The organism is Asanoa hainanensis (assembly GCF_900188485.1).
GTDB lineage: Bacteria > Actinomycetota > Actinomycetes > Mycobacteriales > Micromonosporaceae > Asanoa > Asanoa hainanensis.
Map to the genome: position 1 here is coordinate 362,174 of NZ_FZPH01000003.1, position 14,623 is coordinate 376,796.

Consider the following 14,623-nt stretch of genomic DNA (forward strand, 5'->3'; position numbering starts at 1 on the left):
CTCGGATCCCAACTCCGACCATAGGCAGCTACCTAGAATGATTCTCATAAAACGGACGTAATAGGCGGCAGGGGGTGAGCGGCGATGGGTGGCTGGTTCACTCGGACGATCGTCGATACCAACCGCCTGCCGCTGTTCTGCTTCTTCGCCGGCTTCATCGTCACGTTCGGCTTCATCCGGTTCTCGGTCCGGATGATCAGGGCCGAGGTGAAGTGGTGGCCCGGCAACGTCAGCCCCGGCGGGACGCACATCCACCACGTCGTCTTCGGGGTGATCTTCATGATCATCGCGGGCGTCACCGGCTTCGCCCTCAACACCGACAACGCCGCCGCGAACGCCGTCTTCGCCGGTCTGTTCGGGCTCGGCACGGCGCTGGTCCTCGACGAGTTCTCGCTGATCCTCCACCTCGACGACGTCTACTGGTCCGAGAAGGGACGCACCTCGGTCGACGCGGTGTTCATCGCGATCGCGTTCACTGGGCTGCTGCTGCTCGGCCTGCGCCCGATCGGGGTCGACAACTTCACGTCCACCTCCGGCGCGGGCGAGTCCACGCTCGTCACCTGGCTCGTCGGCACGATCGCCCTGGTGCTCAACTTCGGCCTCGCCGGGATCACCCTGATGAAGGGCAAGATCTGGACCGGCCTGATCGGGCTGTTCATCCCCATCCTGATCCTGGTCGGGGCGATCCGGTTGGCCCGGCCGCACTCGCCCTGGGCGCGGTGGCGCTACCAGCGCGACAAACCCCGCGCTCGGCGCAAGATGGCGCGCGCGATCGTGCGGGAACGCCGCCTGCGCGGGCCGATGATCGCCGCCAAGGACCGGCTGCAAAACCTGATCGCCGGGAGCCCGGACACCCCGACGACCCCCGATGGCCCGGACGTGCCGTCGTCATGATCACCGCGGCGAGGCTTCACCAACCGGAAGGCGGGGTAACGATGGTCGCATGTCACACGTGGTGCGGGACGCCGCCGGCTCGGCGGGCGAGCGGGACGTCGACAGCGCGTTGTTGACCGTCGGAGTCGAGGAAGAGTTCCTCCTGGTCGACCCGGCGACCGGCGCGGCCGCCGAGGCGGTCGAGGCGGTGCTGCCCGAGGTCCCGCCTGACCTACGCGGGCAGGTCCAGCACGAGTTCCAGACCAGCCAGATCGAGATCGGCAGCCCGCCCGGCCTGTCGCTCGACGCGCTCTCCCACTCGCTCGGGATGCTCCGTTCGGGTCTCTCGGAGGCGGCCGAGCGGGCCGGCTACCGGATGCTCGCCGTCGGCACCGGCCCGGCCGGCCCCGCCGACGACCAGAGCCCACGGATCGTCGACAACCCGCGCTTCCACCGGATGATCGAGCGCTACGGCACCGTCTCCCCCGGCCCGGGCTACAACGGCATGCACGTGCACGTCGGCATCCCGGGCCCGGACATCGGCGTCGAGGTGCTCAACCACCTGCGCCCATGGCTGCCCGTCCTGCACGCGGCCACCGCCAACTCGCCGTTCTACAACGGACGCGACACCGGGTACGCGAGTTGGCGCTCGGTGCTCTGGAACCGCTGGCCCCCGGTCGGGCCGACGCCGTGGCTGGAGTCGCACGCCCACTACCTCACGCTGGTCGACGAGCTGATCGACTCCGGCATGCTGCTCGACTCGGGGATGCTCTACTGGTACGCCCGGCTCTCCGCGCACCTGCCCACCGTCGAGATCCGGATCGGCGACGTCTGCCTGACCATCGACGACGCGATCTTGGTCGCCGCCCTCATCCGCGGCCTGGTCGCGGCGGCGCTCGAGGACATCGAGGCCGGCCGGCCGGCGCTGCCGATCGACCACCACCTGCTGGTCGCGGCGCACTGGCGGGCCGCGCACGACGGGCTCGAAGGGCTGGCCTGCGACCTGTTCGACGGCGGCACCCACCCGGCGTGGCAGCTCATCCGCCGGCTGTTCGAACGGGTGGGCCCACACCTGGAACGGCACGGCGACCTGGAGACCGTGAGCTACCTTCTGGGCCGTCTGCACACGCACGGCACCGGCGCCGCCCGGCAGCGCTCGGTCTTCAACCGCACCGGGGAGATGAGCCAAGTGATCGACTACCTCGCCGTGCAGACCCGTGGCTGAGCGCCTCGTCGTGATCGGCGGCGACGCGGGCGGCATGTCCGCCGCGTCCCAGGCCCGGCGCCGCCGGTCCGCCGACGACCTGTCCATCGTGGCCTTCGAGCGCGGCCGGTTCACCTCGTACTCGGCCTGCGGCATCCCGTACTGGGTCGGTGGGCTGGTCGAGGAGCGCGACGAGTTGATCGCCCGCACGCCCGCGGTGTTCCGCGACGACTTCGACATCGACGTGCGCACCCGCCACGAGGTCGTCGACATCGACCTCGACCGCCGCGAGGTGATCGCCGTGGCCCTCGACGAGGGCCGGCGCGAGGTGCGCGAGCCCTTCGACCAACTCGTGTACGCCACCGGCGCGGTCCCCGTGCACCCCCACTGGGCGCAGGAGGGCATCAGCGGGGTGTTCGGCGTGCAGACGCTCGACGACGGCGACGCGCTGCACGCCTGGCTGCAGCGCGACCCGAAGCCGGCGCGGGCGGTGGTGGTCGGCGGCGGCTACATCGGCGTCGAGATGGCCGAGGCGATGATCAATCGTGGGCTCGCGGTGACCCTGGTCGAGCGCGGGGCACAGCCGATGTCGACGGTCGACCCCGACATGGGCGCGCTGGTCGCCGACAAGCTCCGCTCGCTCGGCATCGAGGTGCTCTCCGGCCGCACGGTCACCGGGCTCGGCCACGACGGCGGCGTGGTCTCCGCGGTGCACACCGCCGAGGGCTCGATCCCGGCCGACATCGTGGTGCTGGGCCTGGGCATCAAGCCCAACACCGCGCTCGCGCGGACCGCCGGCCTGCCGCTCGGCCCGACCGGTGGCATCCGGGTCGACCTGCGGATGCGGGTGGTCGGCGCGCCCGGCGTCTGGGCCGCGGGCGACTGCGTCGAGTCGGTGCACCGGGTCACCGGCCGGCCGGTGCACATCGCGCTCGGCACCCACGCCAACAAGCAGGGCCGGGTCGCGGGCATCAACATCGGCGGCGGGTACGCCACGTTCCCCGGCGTGATCGGCACGGCGGTGACCCGGGTCTGCGACCTCGAGGTGGCCCGCACCGGCCTGCTCTCCAAGGAGGCCGAGGCGGCCGGCTTCGCGTTCGTCACCGCGTCCGTCGAGTCGACCAACCGGGCCGGCTACTTCCCCGGCGCCGACCCGATGACGGTCAAGCTGCTCGCGGAGCGGGGCACCGGGCGGCTGCTCGGCGCGCAGATCGTCGGCCGCTCCGAGGCGGCGAAGCGGATCGACCCGCTCGCGGTGGCACTGTGGAACAAGATGACCGTCGAGGACATGGTCGGGCTCGACCTCGGCTACGCACCGCCGTACGCGCCGGTCTGGGACCCGGTGTTGATCGCGGCCCGCAAGGCCGTCGAGGCGCTCGGCATCCACTGACAGGCATGAATCTCGACCACTCTGGGTAAGCCCTCCCGCGTAGCCATTGATGGAGGTGTCCTGTGGTCAAGATTCCGTCGTTCACGCGGCGCGAGGAGAGCGCCGGCGTGGACGAGAACCGCGCCGCGACTGACGAGACCGTGGTCCGGGACCGGACCACCGACAGCACCGTCGGCGCGGGACGCGTCGACCGGGCCGAGCGGGCCGAAGCCGCCGAGCGGGCTGACCGGGCCGAGCGTCCGACGCTCTGGGGTCGCTGGTCCGACCGCGACCGCACCCGGGCGAGCGACCCGGCGACCGGTCGCGCGACTCCCCCGCCGCCCCCGCCGGCCCCCGCCGCCGTGCCGACGTCCCCGGCCGGTCCCAACGCGCCGACCGCGAAAGAGCGCCGCCTCGCCGGCACAGACCTGCGCGACGACACCCGCCCGACCGAGCCGGTCACCGAGGCGAAGCCCGAGCCCACGCCCGTTGTCCCGGCCGGTCCGAAGCCGCGCACCAGCGTGCTCGCCACCCTCAGCCTGGTCTTCGCGATCACCGGCGCGTTCTTCGTGCTCAGTGGCGCCCTCGCCGGCTACGGCATCGCCGTCGCCGCGATCGGCTTCGTGATGGCGGTGTCGGCGTTCGCCGCGACCCGCAAGCGGCACGTGGCCGGCAAGCTCGACGCCATGCTCGGCCTGCTGATCGGCGGCGCTGCCGTGGTGATCGGCATCCTGGCCTTCACGGGCACCTTCTCCTGGCCGACCACCGACGCCGACTGGGTCGAGCGCCTGCGCGGGTGGCTCGACTCACAGTTTGTCGACCGCTTCTAGCGGGCATTCCACTTCGCGGAGCGGCACGGACAACCGTTCCGGCACGACCTGGGTGAAGTGGTTCACAGACCCCGTGGTTGCTTGGGGGGCAGCGCTCACGCGCTGCCCCCCAAAACGCTCTCCGGGGCTGTTAGCTCCGCGCAACGAATCACGGGTGGCGCCCCGGAATCACGCAACGATCTTCCGCAGGACGCAACCGTTTCCCATGGCCCGCGTGTGACCTGCGCACATAGCGTTGCCGGCATGACGATGGACTCGGTCGGCGGACGGCGGTACCTCATGTGCCGGCCGACGTACTTCGCCGTGAACTACAAGATCAACCCGTGGATGGACCCCACCGCGCCCTATGACACGGCGCTGGCCATCGAGCAGTGGACGCGGCTGCGGCAGACCTTCCTGGAGCTCGGCCACACGGTCGAGGAGATCGACCCGCTGCCCGGTTTGCCCGACATGGTGTTCGCCGCCAACGGTGCGACCGTTGTCGACGGCACCGTCCTCGCCGTCCAGTTCCGTGACCCGGAGCGCGCCGACGAGGGTCCGGCCTACCGGTCGTGGTTCGAGCGCGCCGGCTACGCCGTACACGAGGCGAAGTTCGTCAACGAGGGCGAAGGCGACCTGATGCTGGCCGGCGACGTGATCCTCGCCGGCACCGGGTTCCGCACGACGCACGCGGCGCACGCCCGGGCCCAGGAGGTCCTCGGCCGCCCGGTGATCACGTTGCAGCTCGTCGACCCGCGCTTCTACCACCTCGACACGGCGCTGTGCGTGCTGTCCGGCTCCGACGGCACCGGGCCGGCGCAGATCGCGTACCTGCCCGAGGCGTTCTCGCCGGGCTCCCAGGCGGTGCTGCGCCTGCTGTTCCCGGACGCGATCATCGCCTCGGTCGCCGACGCGGAGGTGCTCGGCCTCAACGCGGTCAGCGACGGGAAGACCGTGGTGCTGGCGTCACAGGCGGTCGAGCTGGCCGCGGCGCTGCAGGAACGGGGATACCGCACAATCGGTGTAAACATGTCTGAACTGCGCAAAGCGGGCGGCGGCGCGAAGTGCTGCACGCTCGAACTGCGTCCGGGCGGAGGAGCGACCTCATGATTCTCGACGACGTGCTGCGGACGCCCGCGGCCATCCGCGACGCGGAGGCCCACACGGCGCACAACTACCACCCGCTGCCGGTCGTGATCGCGACGGCCGAGGGCTCCTGGGTGACCGACATCGACGGCCGGCGCTACCTGGACTTCCTGGCCGGCTATTCCGCGCTCAACTTCGGGCACCGCAACCCGGTGCTGACGGCGGCGGCGCACGCCCAGCTCGACCGCGTGACGCTGACCAGCCGGGCGTTCGTGCACGACCAGTTCGCCGAGTTCTGCTCGCGCCTGGCCGCGCTGTGCGGCAAGGACCAGGTCCTGCCGATGAACACGGGCGCCGAGGCCGTCGAGACCGCCATCAAGATCTCGCGCAAGTGGGGCTACCGCGTCAAGGGCGTGCCGGCCGACCAGGCCACGATCGTGGTCGCGGCGGGCAACTTCCACGGCCGCACGACGACGATCATCTCGTTCTCCGACGACCCGGACGCACACGACGACTTCGGTCCGTACACGCCGGGCTTCCGGATCGTCCCCTACGGCGACCTGGCCGCGATGGCGGAAGCGATCGACGAGACCACGGTCGCGGTGCTGATCGAGCCGATCCAGGGCGAGCAGGGCGTGGTCGTGCCACCGGACGGCTACCTGCCGGGCGTGCGCGCGCTGTGCACCGAGCAGAACGTGCTGTTCGTGGCCGACGAGATCCAGTCGGGCCTGGGCCGCACGGGCGACACCTTCGCCTGCGACCACGAGTCGGTCGTCCCGGACGTCTACGTCCTGGGCAAGGCCCTCGGCGGCGGCATCGTCCCGGTCTCCGCGATCGCGGCGAACAGCGACGTCCTAGGCGTGATCAAGCCAGGCCAGCACGGCTCGACCTTCGGCGGCAACCCGCTGGCCTGCGCGGTAGCGATCGAGGTGGTCAAGCTCCTGGAGACGGGCACCTACCAGGCGAGGGCCAAGGAGAACGGCGCGTACCTGCTGTCCGAGCTCCGCACCCTGGTCGGCAACGGCCTGGTAGCCGTCCGCGGCCGCGGCCTCTGGGCGGGCATCGACGTCGACCCGGAGCTGATGACGGGCCGCGAGGCCTGCGAGCGCCTGGCGGAGCGCGGAATACTGGCTAAGGACACCCACGGCTCAACCCTGCGCCTCGCCCCGCCGCTGATCATCGACAAGGACGACATCGACGTAGCGGTGGCCGCCCTACGAGCGATCCTGAAGTAACCCACGAACCGCGTAAACGCCCCCGGGGGCTACCCGGGGGCGTTTTCGCTTATGGGTGGCAGGACGTCCGCCTCCGAAGGCGCCCTGAGCAGCGCATCCGCGCGCGAGTCGCGATCTACCAATCTGCTGCTAGTTTCTGCCAAGTTGGCAGCAAAGGCTATCGGTCCAAGGCGCGCATGGTCGTCGTCGGGGCTTCGGACATGACCGACAGCGGGTTGGTGACGCCGCCTGTGGTCCAGGTGCGGGAGCGGGCTACCTGGACGCCCGGGAAGAGTTCGATCACGTCGCCCATAGCGAGCGCTCGGCTTTGTGACTTCAGGGTCAGGCGGTTGTCGTCGTCGATCGAGCCGCCCGGGCGTACGCCCGTGCCGTTCGTGCTCACGTCCTGCGCCACCAGGTCTGTGCCGTGCAGCTCGAAGCGCACGTGGTTGCGGCTGATCCAGCGGCGCGCCTCGTCCGTCAGCCACTGGCCGAGCATCACGCCGCGGTCGGGTGCGCGGCCCACGACCACCGGCTGGTCGGCGGCGACCACGAAGCGCTGCCGGACCACGCCACCTACCCGCGCCGACAACACCTCGACCCGCGGGCGCGGGCCGCCGTCGCCGAGTCGTGCCTCGTGGCGCGGACAGGTCGGGGCGCCTGTGCGCAGGGTCGGCGGGGGCTGGCCACCCGGGCGGCCCGCCGGTTTCGCGCCATAAGAAGAACAACCCGGCTCAGGGCACCGCCACAGGCGGGACAGCAGCTTCATGCCCACCGGCGACGGGTCGGCGCTGCCGGGCTGGGCTCCGCCGCCCACCCGGGCGATCAGCGTCGGGCCGCCGGGGCCGGTGACCGGGGCGAGGAGCCGCCCGGGCTGGGCCAGCCAGCCGTAGCGCTGCCGCGCGCCGTCGAACCTGTTGCGGCTGAGCACCGGCAGGCCGAGCAGCTCGGCGACCTCGAGCAGCCGGTCGGCCGGGTCGCGGAGCACCTCGATGCGGCCGTCGTCGGCCCAGCGGCGGACCACCATGCGCTCGTTGGAGGTCAGGTCGGCGTCGGAGATCAGCGCGCGCGGCGCGATCACGTACACCGGGACGTTTTCCTCCTCGACCTGGCGGCCCAGCGCGTCGACGGCGATGCCGAGGCGCAGCAGGGTCGCCGGCCGGCCGCCGTCGAGGTCGACGAAGCGGCTGACCTCGCCCAGGTCGACGACCGCGCGGGCCAGGGCCGGGTCGAGGCAGAGCCGGCTCTCGATCGCGTCCAGCACGCGCGATATCTCGAACCTCATGCCGCGTCCCGGACGATCGTGTCGATGCGGCGGGCCAGGTCGAGGTCCTTGACCGTGACACCACCGGCGGAGTGGGTGCTCAGCGTGAACCGCAGGCGCCGCCACCGGATGTCGATGTCGGGGTGGTGGTCCAGCTCCTCCGCCACCTCGGCGACACGGTCGACGACCGCGATCGCTCCGGGAAAGCTGGCCAGCTCCGCGTCGCGGCTGATCCCCGTGGGGTCACCCGCCCAACCGTCGAGCTCGGCCAGCGCCGTCCGCAGTTCGTCGGCGCCCAACACCTCTGCCACGGGTCAGACCCTACCTGCCCCGCGCACGGGCGCAATGCCCGTTACGAGCGGCTTACGGGCGGTGGTGATGGGCCACCACCGCATGGTGGTCGGCGCCGTCGCGCGCCCTCGGGTCCGCATGGACCAGGGCCCAAGCCAGCCGGGGTACGGCGTGCAGCAGCCGATGTTCGGCGACCACCGCGATGTCGTGCGCGGCCACCACGTCCAGCCGCTCGTCGACCACGATCTCGCACTCGGCCCGCAGCCGGTGGCCGATCCAGCGCAGCCGCGCGGTGCCGATGTCGAGCACGCCGGCGGTCTCGCGCAGCGTCCGCTCGACCGTGTCGACCAGGTGCGGGTCGACCGCGTCCATCAAGCGCCGGTACACCTGCCGGGCCGCGCCGGCCAGCACCAGCAGGATCGCGGCGGTGATCAGCAGGCCGACGACCGGGTCCGCCCAGCGCCAGCCGAGGGCCAGGCCGCCGGCCCCGACCAGCACGCCGAGCGAGGTGAACCCGTCCGTGCGCGCGTGCAGCCCGTCGGCGACCAGCGCGGCCGAGCCGATCCGCCGGCCGACCCGGATCCGGTACTGCGCGACCACCTCGTTGCCCAGGAAGCCGAGCACGCCGGCGGCCGCGACCGCGGGCAGGTGGTCGACGTCGGCCGGGTGCACCAGCCGCCGGATCGCCTCGACCCCGGCGAGCACCGCGGACGCCGCGATGAACAGCACGATCACGATCCCGGCCAGGTCCTCCGCGCGCCCGTAGCCGTAGGTGTAGCGCCGGTTCGGCGGCCGGCGCCCGACCACGAACGCGATGAACAGCGGCACGGCGGTGAGCGCGTCGGCGACGTTGTGCAGGGTGTCGCCGAGCAGCGCGACCGAGCCGGACCAGACGACCACCACGGCCTGCAGGGCGGCCGTAACGGTGAGCACCGCGAGCGAGACCCAGACGGCGCGGATTCCCGCCCGGCTGGTCTCCAGCTCGCGGTCGACCTGGTCGGCGGTGTCGTGCGAGTGCGGACGCAATGCGTGCCGCAGCCGGTGCATACGCCGTCCCATGCGCTCATCATGGCCCGGCGATCGATCCCTTGGCGCTTGATCGACGTTTGCCGTTGGGGTAGATCGGGCACCTTTGCCCGCATGCGGATACGACTAGCGACTTCCGGGCTCGGCGTGTTCGCCGCCCTCTGCATCGGACTCGCCGGTTGCGGCACCACCGCCGCCCCGAGCGTGACGTCCACACCCTCCGCCGGCACGACCGACGCGTCGCCACCGAGCGCGGCGACCGCGGAGCTCACGGCGGCCGCCCAGAAGCTCAACGACGACACCGTCAAGGTCACGTTGGAGTCCTCGACGGTCACCAGCACCGGCAACCTCGACCCGAAGGCCGACAAGGCCACGATGACCGTACGCGTCGGCAACAGCTCCAACATCGACCTGCGCTCGATCGGCCAGGACGCCTGGCTGCAGGCCACCGGCGTGCCGGGCGTCGAGCCGGGCAAGTGGCTGCACATCGACGGTGCCCGGCTCGCCGGAACGACGTTCGACGCGCTCCCCGACGGTGACGCGGCCGGTGCTGGCAAGTTCGTCGAGCGGATGGCCGACGTGACCAAGTCGGGCGACGGCAGCTACCAGGGCACCATCGACCTGACCAAGGTCGCCGGCAGCGGCGTCTCCGTCGACGTGCTGGGCGGCAAGGGCAACAAGGTGCCGTTCACCGCCACGGTCGACGACTCGGGCCGGCTGACCCAGCTGACCCTCGACCTCAGCTCGATCGACGCCCAGCTCGGCAAGATGACCACCACGTACTCGGACTTCGGCGCGTCGGTCCAGGTCGCCGAGCCGCCGGCCGCTGACGTGGTCGAGGCCCCGGAGTCACTGCTCCAGGTCCTCGGCGCCAAGTAGGCCTTTCTCTCCCCCTCCCGGACCCCCGCCGGCGCCCCCGCTCCGGTGGGGGTCCGGGCCGTTCAGCGGGCGACGTTGTGCATGTAGGTCAGCGCCTGCCGGTACGACTCGACCATCCCGGCCCAGTGGTAGGGGATGTTGCGCTCAGCGCAGTACGCTCGCACGATCGGCGCCGCCCGACGCAGGTTGGCCCGCGGCATGCTCGGGAACAGGTGGTGCTCGACCTGGTAGTTGAGCCCACCGAGCACCACGTCGACCCACTTGCCGCCGAGCACGTTGCGCGAGGTCAGCACCTGCTTGCTCAGGAAGTCGAGCTCGTCGGCCGCCGTCAGCACCGGCATGCCCTTGTGGTTGGGCGCGAACGACATGCCCATGTAGACACCCCAGAGCCCCTGGTGCACGGCCATGAAGGCGAGCGCCTTGCCGGGCGGCAGCACGGCGAAGACCAGCGCGAAATAGCCGACGGTGTGCATGATCAGCAACAGCGCCTCGGTGCGGCGGTGCCGCATCGGCACGTCGAACAGCGCCTTGATGCTCGACACGTGCAGGTTGAGGCCCTCGAGGGTGAGCAGCGGGAAGAACAGCCGGGCCTGGTTGCGGGCCATCCACCGGCCCCAGCCGGTGCGCTTCGCGGCCTGCTTCTCGGTCCAGACGATCACGCCCTCGCCGACGTCCGGGTCGTGGTCCTCGTGGTTCGGGTTCGCGTGGTGCCGGTTGTGCTTGTCGATCCACCAGCCGAAGCTGAGCCCGGTCGCCAGGTTGCCGACGGTCAGCCCGGCGATCTCGGCGGCCCGCCGGCTGCGGAACATCTGCTTGTGCCCGGCGTCGTGACCGAGGAAGGCCACCTGGGTGGTGGCGATCGCGCAGAGCGCCGCGACGGCCAGCGTCCACCACGAGTCGCCGACGAAGATGAAGGTCACCCACGAGCCGGCGAACAGCAGGCCGGTCAGCCCGATCGTTACGGCGTAGCGGCCGGGCCGCCGCCGCATCAGGCCGGCCGCGGCGATCTCGCGGGAGAGGCGGGCGTAGTCACTTCCGCGTTGTTCGTTGGCCCCGCGGCGTTCCTGGGCGATCACTGTCATGGGGACCAGCCTCCCGGCCGGCGGGCTCCGGAACGAGCCCGTGATCCCCCGAACCCATGGTGGTGCCAACCCCACCATGGCCCCGTCACGCTCAGGTCATCCGACCCAGGGCCGTGCGCACTTTGCGCAGGTCACGGAGCCGGCGCTCGTAGGTCATCGCCACCGCGATCAATATCAACCCACCTCCGGCGAGGTACGCCCAGCGGGGCAGCAGGTCCCACACCGCCAGCTCGTGGAGGGTCAGCACGACCAGGGTGAGCCCGCCCGCGACGACCGGCGCCTGCCAGCGGCGGTGTGCGCCGAGAAGCACGATCGCGACCGCACCGGCGCCGAGCAACAGCCGCCGCTCGACCTGGCCGCCGGCCACCAGCACCGCCGCCAGGCTGGGCAGCAGGGCGGCGGCCAGACCCGGACCGAGGGCGAGCCAACTGCCCAGCTCGCGGTTGCGGCGCAGGCGCAGGTAGCCGGCACCGAGCGCCAGGGCCGCCGCCGGCAGCGTGTACGCCTCGCGCACCGCGACCTCCCACGTGACCAGCAGGAACCACCAGGCGATCAGCTCGCTGCCACCGGCGGCGAAGGCCAGCGCCAGCCTGAACCGCTCACCGGGCAGCACCGCCCGCACGGCGAGCACCGCGCCCCAGGCCGTCGCGACGCCGGCGGCCATCGCGACGTCACCCCAGGCGAGCAGCAGCGCCGGCAGCACCGCGACGTGGCCTACCGCGTCGACGGCCGGCCCCTCGATGCCCGGCCGGCGCCGGCGCAGCAGGTAGCCGAGGCCGAGCGCGACCGCCCCGACCACGAGGACGGGGAAGGACGCCTGCCGCAGCGGGAGGTCCGCGGCGAGGACGGCGGCGACCGCGAACCCGGCGCCCGCCGCGATCGCGGTCAGCCAGCCGACGACCCGCGCGGCGGCGGCACGGCCGGCGACGCCCGCGAATGCTCCGGCGGCGATCACCGCACCCAGGCCGGCCAGGGTCGCGGCTTCCATCGGCAGCAGGCCGGAGAGGCCCGATCCGACCAGCAGCAGGGCCGGAAGGGCCGCTGCTGCGGCAACCGGCCGGACCGCGGCCGCGATGCCGAACGCCAGGCCGGCGGCGAGCGCGACGGCCGGTACGACCGGCCACGACGCACCGGACACCACCAGGACGGCGAGCACACCCGTTGCCGCGAGGAACGCCGCCAGCACCGCGACCGCCCCACCCGCGACGCTGGGCCGCCAGTTCCAACCGCGCGCGGTGGGCGACGCGGTCGGTTCGGTCGGGTCGGCCGCCGGCTCCGCAGGTGCGGTCGGGTCGGTCTGGTCCGGCGCCGTTTCGGTGCGTGGTGACGCCCCGTCGGCCGCGCCCGGTAGGGCGGTGGGGGCCGGGCGCGGCGCGCGCACCAGCGTGGCCAGGCAGACGGCCGCGAGGGTCAGCACGGTCGCGGCCGGGCCGGCCGAGAGGTCGGCGGTGCCCGACGGGGTGAGGCCGACTCCCGTCGGCGCGCCCGCCCAGGCGTCCTCCCACCACGCGTAGGGCGCGAACAGCGGCACGACCACGGCCACCGCAGCCAGCACGCTCGCGAGCAGCACCAGCGGCACGGCCGCCAGGCCGACCGCGAAGCGGACGGTCCCCCGCAGACCGACCGCGGCGACGGCGAGCGCCAGCAGGGCCACCGCCGGGTAGACGCCCGCCGGCTCCGTCAGCTCGGACAGCGGCGGCCAGATGCCCGCCACGAGGGCGTCGACGGCCAGCGCGCCGGCCGCCGCCGGGGCGTAGCGGACCGATCGCGCCCGCCGGGCGAACAGCAGCGTCGCGGCCAGCGGCACCGCGAGAGCGGCCAGGCCCGCGCGGGCCGACCAGGCGCCGCTCGCGCCGGCGGCGTACACGGTCGCGGCGACCGCCGCCGGCACCGCCGCCAAGCCGGCGGCGGACCACCACACCGCGGCCCGCCGGTCGCGGAGCCCGGCGGCCGCGCCCAGCAGCGCCAGCGCGCCGAACGCCGCCGCCGTCGACCACGGCTGGGCCAGGGCGACCACCAGGGCGTGGACGGTCAACAGCGCCGCCGCCACGCTCGGTTCCCAGCCCGGGCGGTCCACCAGCAGCAGTGCCGCCCCAACGGCGAGGCCGAGAGCCGACACGGCCCACCAGGGCATGGCCAGCCAGGTCGGCAGCGCCAGCACGACGAGCACGCCGCCGCCGGTCAGGGCCGCGCGACACCAGTCCGCCGGCACCAGCAGCGCCAGGGCGACGGTGCCGAGCACCAGCGCCACCGGCAGTTGCCAGTCGGGCAGCCAGTCCCGGTTGAGGACGCCGTCCGAGCCCAGCGGCGGCATCGAGGCGTCCATTGTGGACACCGCGACGAAACCCGCCATCGCTGCGGTCAGCAGCAGGAAGGCGCCGGTGGTGAGCAGGGAGCCGGCGCGGGCGGCCGGCAGCCGGACCGCGACGACCGCGATCACCAGCACGGTCGCGCCCGCCACGAACAGCGAGACGTAGCCGCTGAGCTCCACCACCGGCCGCAACACCGCGAGCGCCACCGCTGGCGGCACGGCGACCGCGCCGACGACCGTGAGCCAGCGGACCCGGCCGACGACCCCGGCCGCCACGAGCAGCACCGCGACCAGCAGCACCGGCAGGCCGGTGACCACCACCGGCGTGTCACCGCTGAGGAAGAACACCCCGAGCGCGCACACCCCCGTTGCCACTTGCGCGCACCCGTAGCCGACCCAGCCCAACACCCGGGTCGCCAGTCGGTCGGCCCGGACCAGCAGCAGGTTGACCGCCGCCGTGCCGCCGAAGGCGAGCGCCCAGCCGCCCAGCGGCGCGTCGAGCCACTGCGCGAGCAGCGGCAACAGCGGTTGGACGGCCACCAACGACGCGAGCCGAGGCGCCCGCAGGCCGGTCAGCCGCCCGTAGCCGACCCCGGCCGCGGCCGTCACCACACAGACCAGAGCCGCGTACAGCGTGCCGTTGAGGTCACCGACGCCGAGCAGATTCGAGTACCAGGCGGCGTAGCCGTCGAGCACGATCATCAGCATCCCGAGCGCCGCGAAGGTCTCCGCCGTCGAGCGCAGGCCGCGCCACGTGGCTAACGGCGGCACCGCGAGCACGAGCGCGGTGACCACGGCGAGGCTCACGGCCCGGCCCGTCTCGCCATAGGTCCACGCGACGCCGGTGAAGATGATGGCGGCCGCGCCGAACAGCAGGGCGCCGAGGGTGAAGAGGACGTTCTGCGCCGTACGCGGACTCGTCTCCGGCCGTGGAACCGACGCTGGCACCGCGACAGGGGCCGGGGCCACGAACGCCGCCGCCCGGACCCGCGCGGCCGCCTCGTCGCGCTGCCGGTGTGCGGCCGCGAGCCGGGCCGTGAGGTCGGCGAAGGTCTGGCGGGCGTGCTCGACCGCCACGGTCAGCGTCGCGATCTCGTGGTTGAGGCGCACCACCTCCGCCGCGTCGGGATCGGGACCGCGGCCGCAGCCGGGGCATCCGGTCGCCAACGAAGCGGGCGCCTGGCAGAACGGGCAGGGATAGCTCACGCAGAGCAT

At 72.8% G+C, this 14,623-nt stretch carries 12 protein-coding genes; 7 read left to right on the top strand and 5 right to left on the bottom strand.

Annotation, left to right across the window (positions count from 1 at the left end; all coding sequences use genetic code 11):
- Window positions 1-84: 84 nt before the first annotated feature.
- The 6 genes from CHC05_RS09255 (at window position 85) to rocD (ending at window position 6,576) form a co-directional block, all read left to right on the top strand.
- Window positions 85-894: a hypothetical protein gene (locus CHC05_RS09255; RefSeq protein ID WP_089246789.1), complete on the top strand. Its 810-nt coding sequence runs from the start codon at window positions 85-87 to the stop codon at window positions 892-894.
- 49 nt (window positions 895-943) lie between these two features.
- On the top strand, window positions 944-2,098 hold the full coding sequence (locus CHC05_RS09260; RefSeq protein ID WP_089246791.1) for a carboxylate-amine ligase: 1,155 nt from the start codon (window positions 944-946) through the stop codon (window positions 2,096-2,098).
- Entirely contained in the window at window positions 2,091-3,467 is a 1,377-nt protein-coding gene (locus CHC05_RS09265) for an FAD-dependent oxidoreductase (RefSeq protein WP_089246793.1), read from the top strand. The genes CHC05_RS09260 and CHC05_RS09265 overlap by 8 nt, the downstream gene beginning before the upstream one ends.
- A 62-nt stretch (window positions 3,468-3,529) precedes the next feature.
- Entirely contained in the window at window positions 3,530-4,276 is a 747-nt protein-coding gene (locus CHC05_RS09270; protein WP_089246795.1) for an ABC transporter permease, read from the top strand.
- Between the two features lie 243 nt (window positions 4,277-4,519).
- On the top strand, window positions 4,520-5,365 hold the full coding sequence (gene ddaH, locus CHC05_RS09275) for a dimethylargininase (protein WP_089246797.1): 846 nt from the start codon (window positions 4,520-4,522) through the stop codon (window positions 5,363-5,365).
- Window positions 5,362-6,576 carry an ornithine--oxo-acid transaminase gene (gene rocD / locus CHC05_RS09280; protein WP_089246799.1) on the top strand — a complete coding sequence of 405 codons (1,215 nt, stop codon included), beginning with the start codon at window positions 5,362-5,364 and terminating at the stop codon, window positions 6,574-6,576. Before ddaH ends, rocD begins: the two co-directional genes overlap by 4 nt.
- Window positions 6,577-6,733: 157 nt before the next feature.
- On the opposite strand, the gene CHC05_RS09285 is transcribed toward rocD, so the two are convergent.
- Genes CHC05_RS09285 through CHC05_RS09295 form a run of 3 tightly spaced genes read right to left on the bottom strand, consistent with a single transcriptional unit; the run spans window position 6,734 to window position 9,169 of the window.
- Complete coding sequence (locus tag CHC05_RS09285) at window positions 6,734-7,840, bottom strand: FHA domain-containing protein (RefSeq protein WP_089246801.1); 1,107 nt, start codon at window positions 7,838-7,840, stop codon at window positions 6,734-6,736.
- Window positions 7,837-8,130 carry a 4a-hydroxytetrahydrobiopterin dehydratase gene (locus CHC05_RS09290; RefSeq protein WP_089246802.1) on the bottom strand — a complete coding sequence of 98 codons (294 nt, stop codon included), beginning with the start codon at window positions 8,128-8,130 and terminating at the stop codon, window positions 7,837-7,839. The genes CHC05_RS09285 and CHC05_RS09290 overlap by 4 nt, the downstream gene beginning before the upstream one ends.
- Before the next feature lie 52 nt (window positions 8,131-8,182).
- The gene (locus CHC05_RS09295) at window positions 8,183-9,169 is read right to left on the bottom strand and encodes a cation diffusion facilitator family transporter (protein ID WP_089246804.1); all 987 of its coding nucleotides are present in this window, start codon (window positions 9,167-9,169) and stop codon (window positions 8,183-8,185) included.
- Between the two features lie 81 nt (window positions 9,170-9,250).
- Between CHC05_RS09295 and CHC05_RS09300 the strand changes: the two genes are divergently transcribed.
- On the top strand, window positions 9,251-10,015 hold the full coding sequence (locus CHC05_RS09300; RefSeq protein WP_144022529.1) for a hypothetical protein: 765 nt from the start codon (window positions 9,251-9,253) through the stop codon (window positions 10,013-10,015).
- A 62-nt stretch (window positions 10,016-10,077) separates the two neighbouring features.
- Here the strand turns inward: CHC05_RS09300 and CHC05_RS09305 are convergent, their stop codons facing one another.
- The gene (locus CHC05_RS09305) at window positions 10,078-11,097 is read right to left on the bottom strand and encodes a fatty acid desaturase family protein (protein ID WP_089246810.1); all 1,020 of its coding nucleotides are present in this window, start codon (window positions 11,095-11,097) and stop codon (window positions 10,078-10,080) included.
- 91 nt (window positions 11,098-11,188) lie between these two features.
- Window positions 11,189-14,614 (bottom strand): SCO7613 C-terminal domain-containing membrane protein, encoded by a 3,426-nt coding sequence (locus CHC05_RS09310; RefSeq protein WP_144022530.1) that lies wholly within the window; start codon window positions 14,612-14,614, stop codon window positions 11,189-11,191.
- Window positions 14,615-14,623 lie beyond the last annotated feature (9 nt).

Excerpts from the sequence above, each read along its gene's own strand:
- CHC05_RS09255 (WP_089246789.1), top strand. The coding sequence starts at position 85 with ATGGGTGGCTGGTTCACTCGGACGATCGTCGATACCAACCGCCTGCCG.
- CHC05_RS09260 (WP_089246791.1), top strand. The coding sequence starts at position 944 with ATGTCACACGTGGTGCGGGACGCCGCCGGCTCGGCGGGCGAGCGGGAC.
- ddaH (WP_089246797.1), top strand. The coding sequence starts at position 4,520 with ATGACGATGGACTCGGTCGGCGGACGGCGGTACCTCATGTGCCGGCCG.
- rocD (WP_089246799.1), top strand. The coding sequence starts at position 5,362 with ATGATTCTCGACGACGTGCTGCGGACGCCCGCGGCCATCCGCGACGCG.
- CHC05_RS09285 (WP_089246801.1), bottom strand. The coding sequence starts at position 7,840 with ATGAGGTTCGAGATATCGCGCGTGCTGGACGCGATCGAGAGCCGGCTC.
- CHC05_RS09295 (WP_089246804.1), bottom strand. The coding sequence starts at position 9,169 with ATGGGACGGCGTATGCACCGGCTGCGGCACGCATTGCGTCCGCACTCG.
- CHC05_RS09300 (WP_144022529.1), top strand. The coding sequence starts at position 9,251 with ATGCGGATACGACTAGCGACTTCCGGGCTCGGCGTGTTCGCCGCCCTC.
- CHC05_RS09305 (WP_089246810.1), bottom strand. The coding sequence starts at position 11,097 with ATGACAGTGATCGCCCAGGAACGCCGCGGGGCCAACGAACAACGCGGA.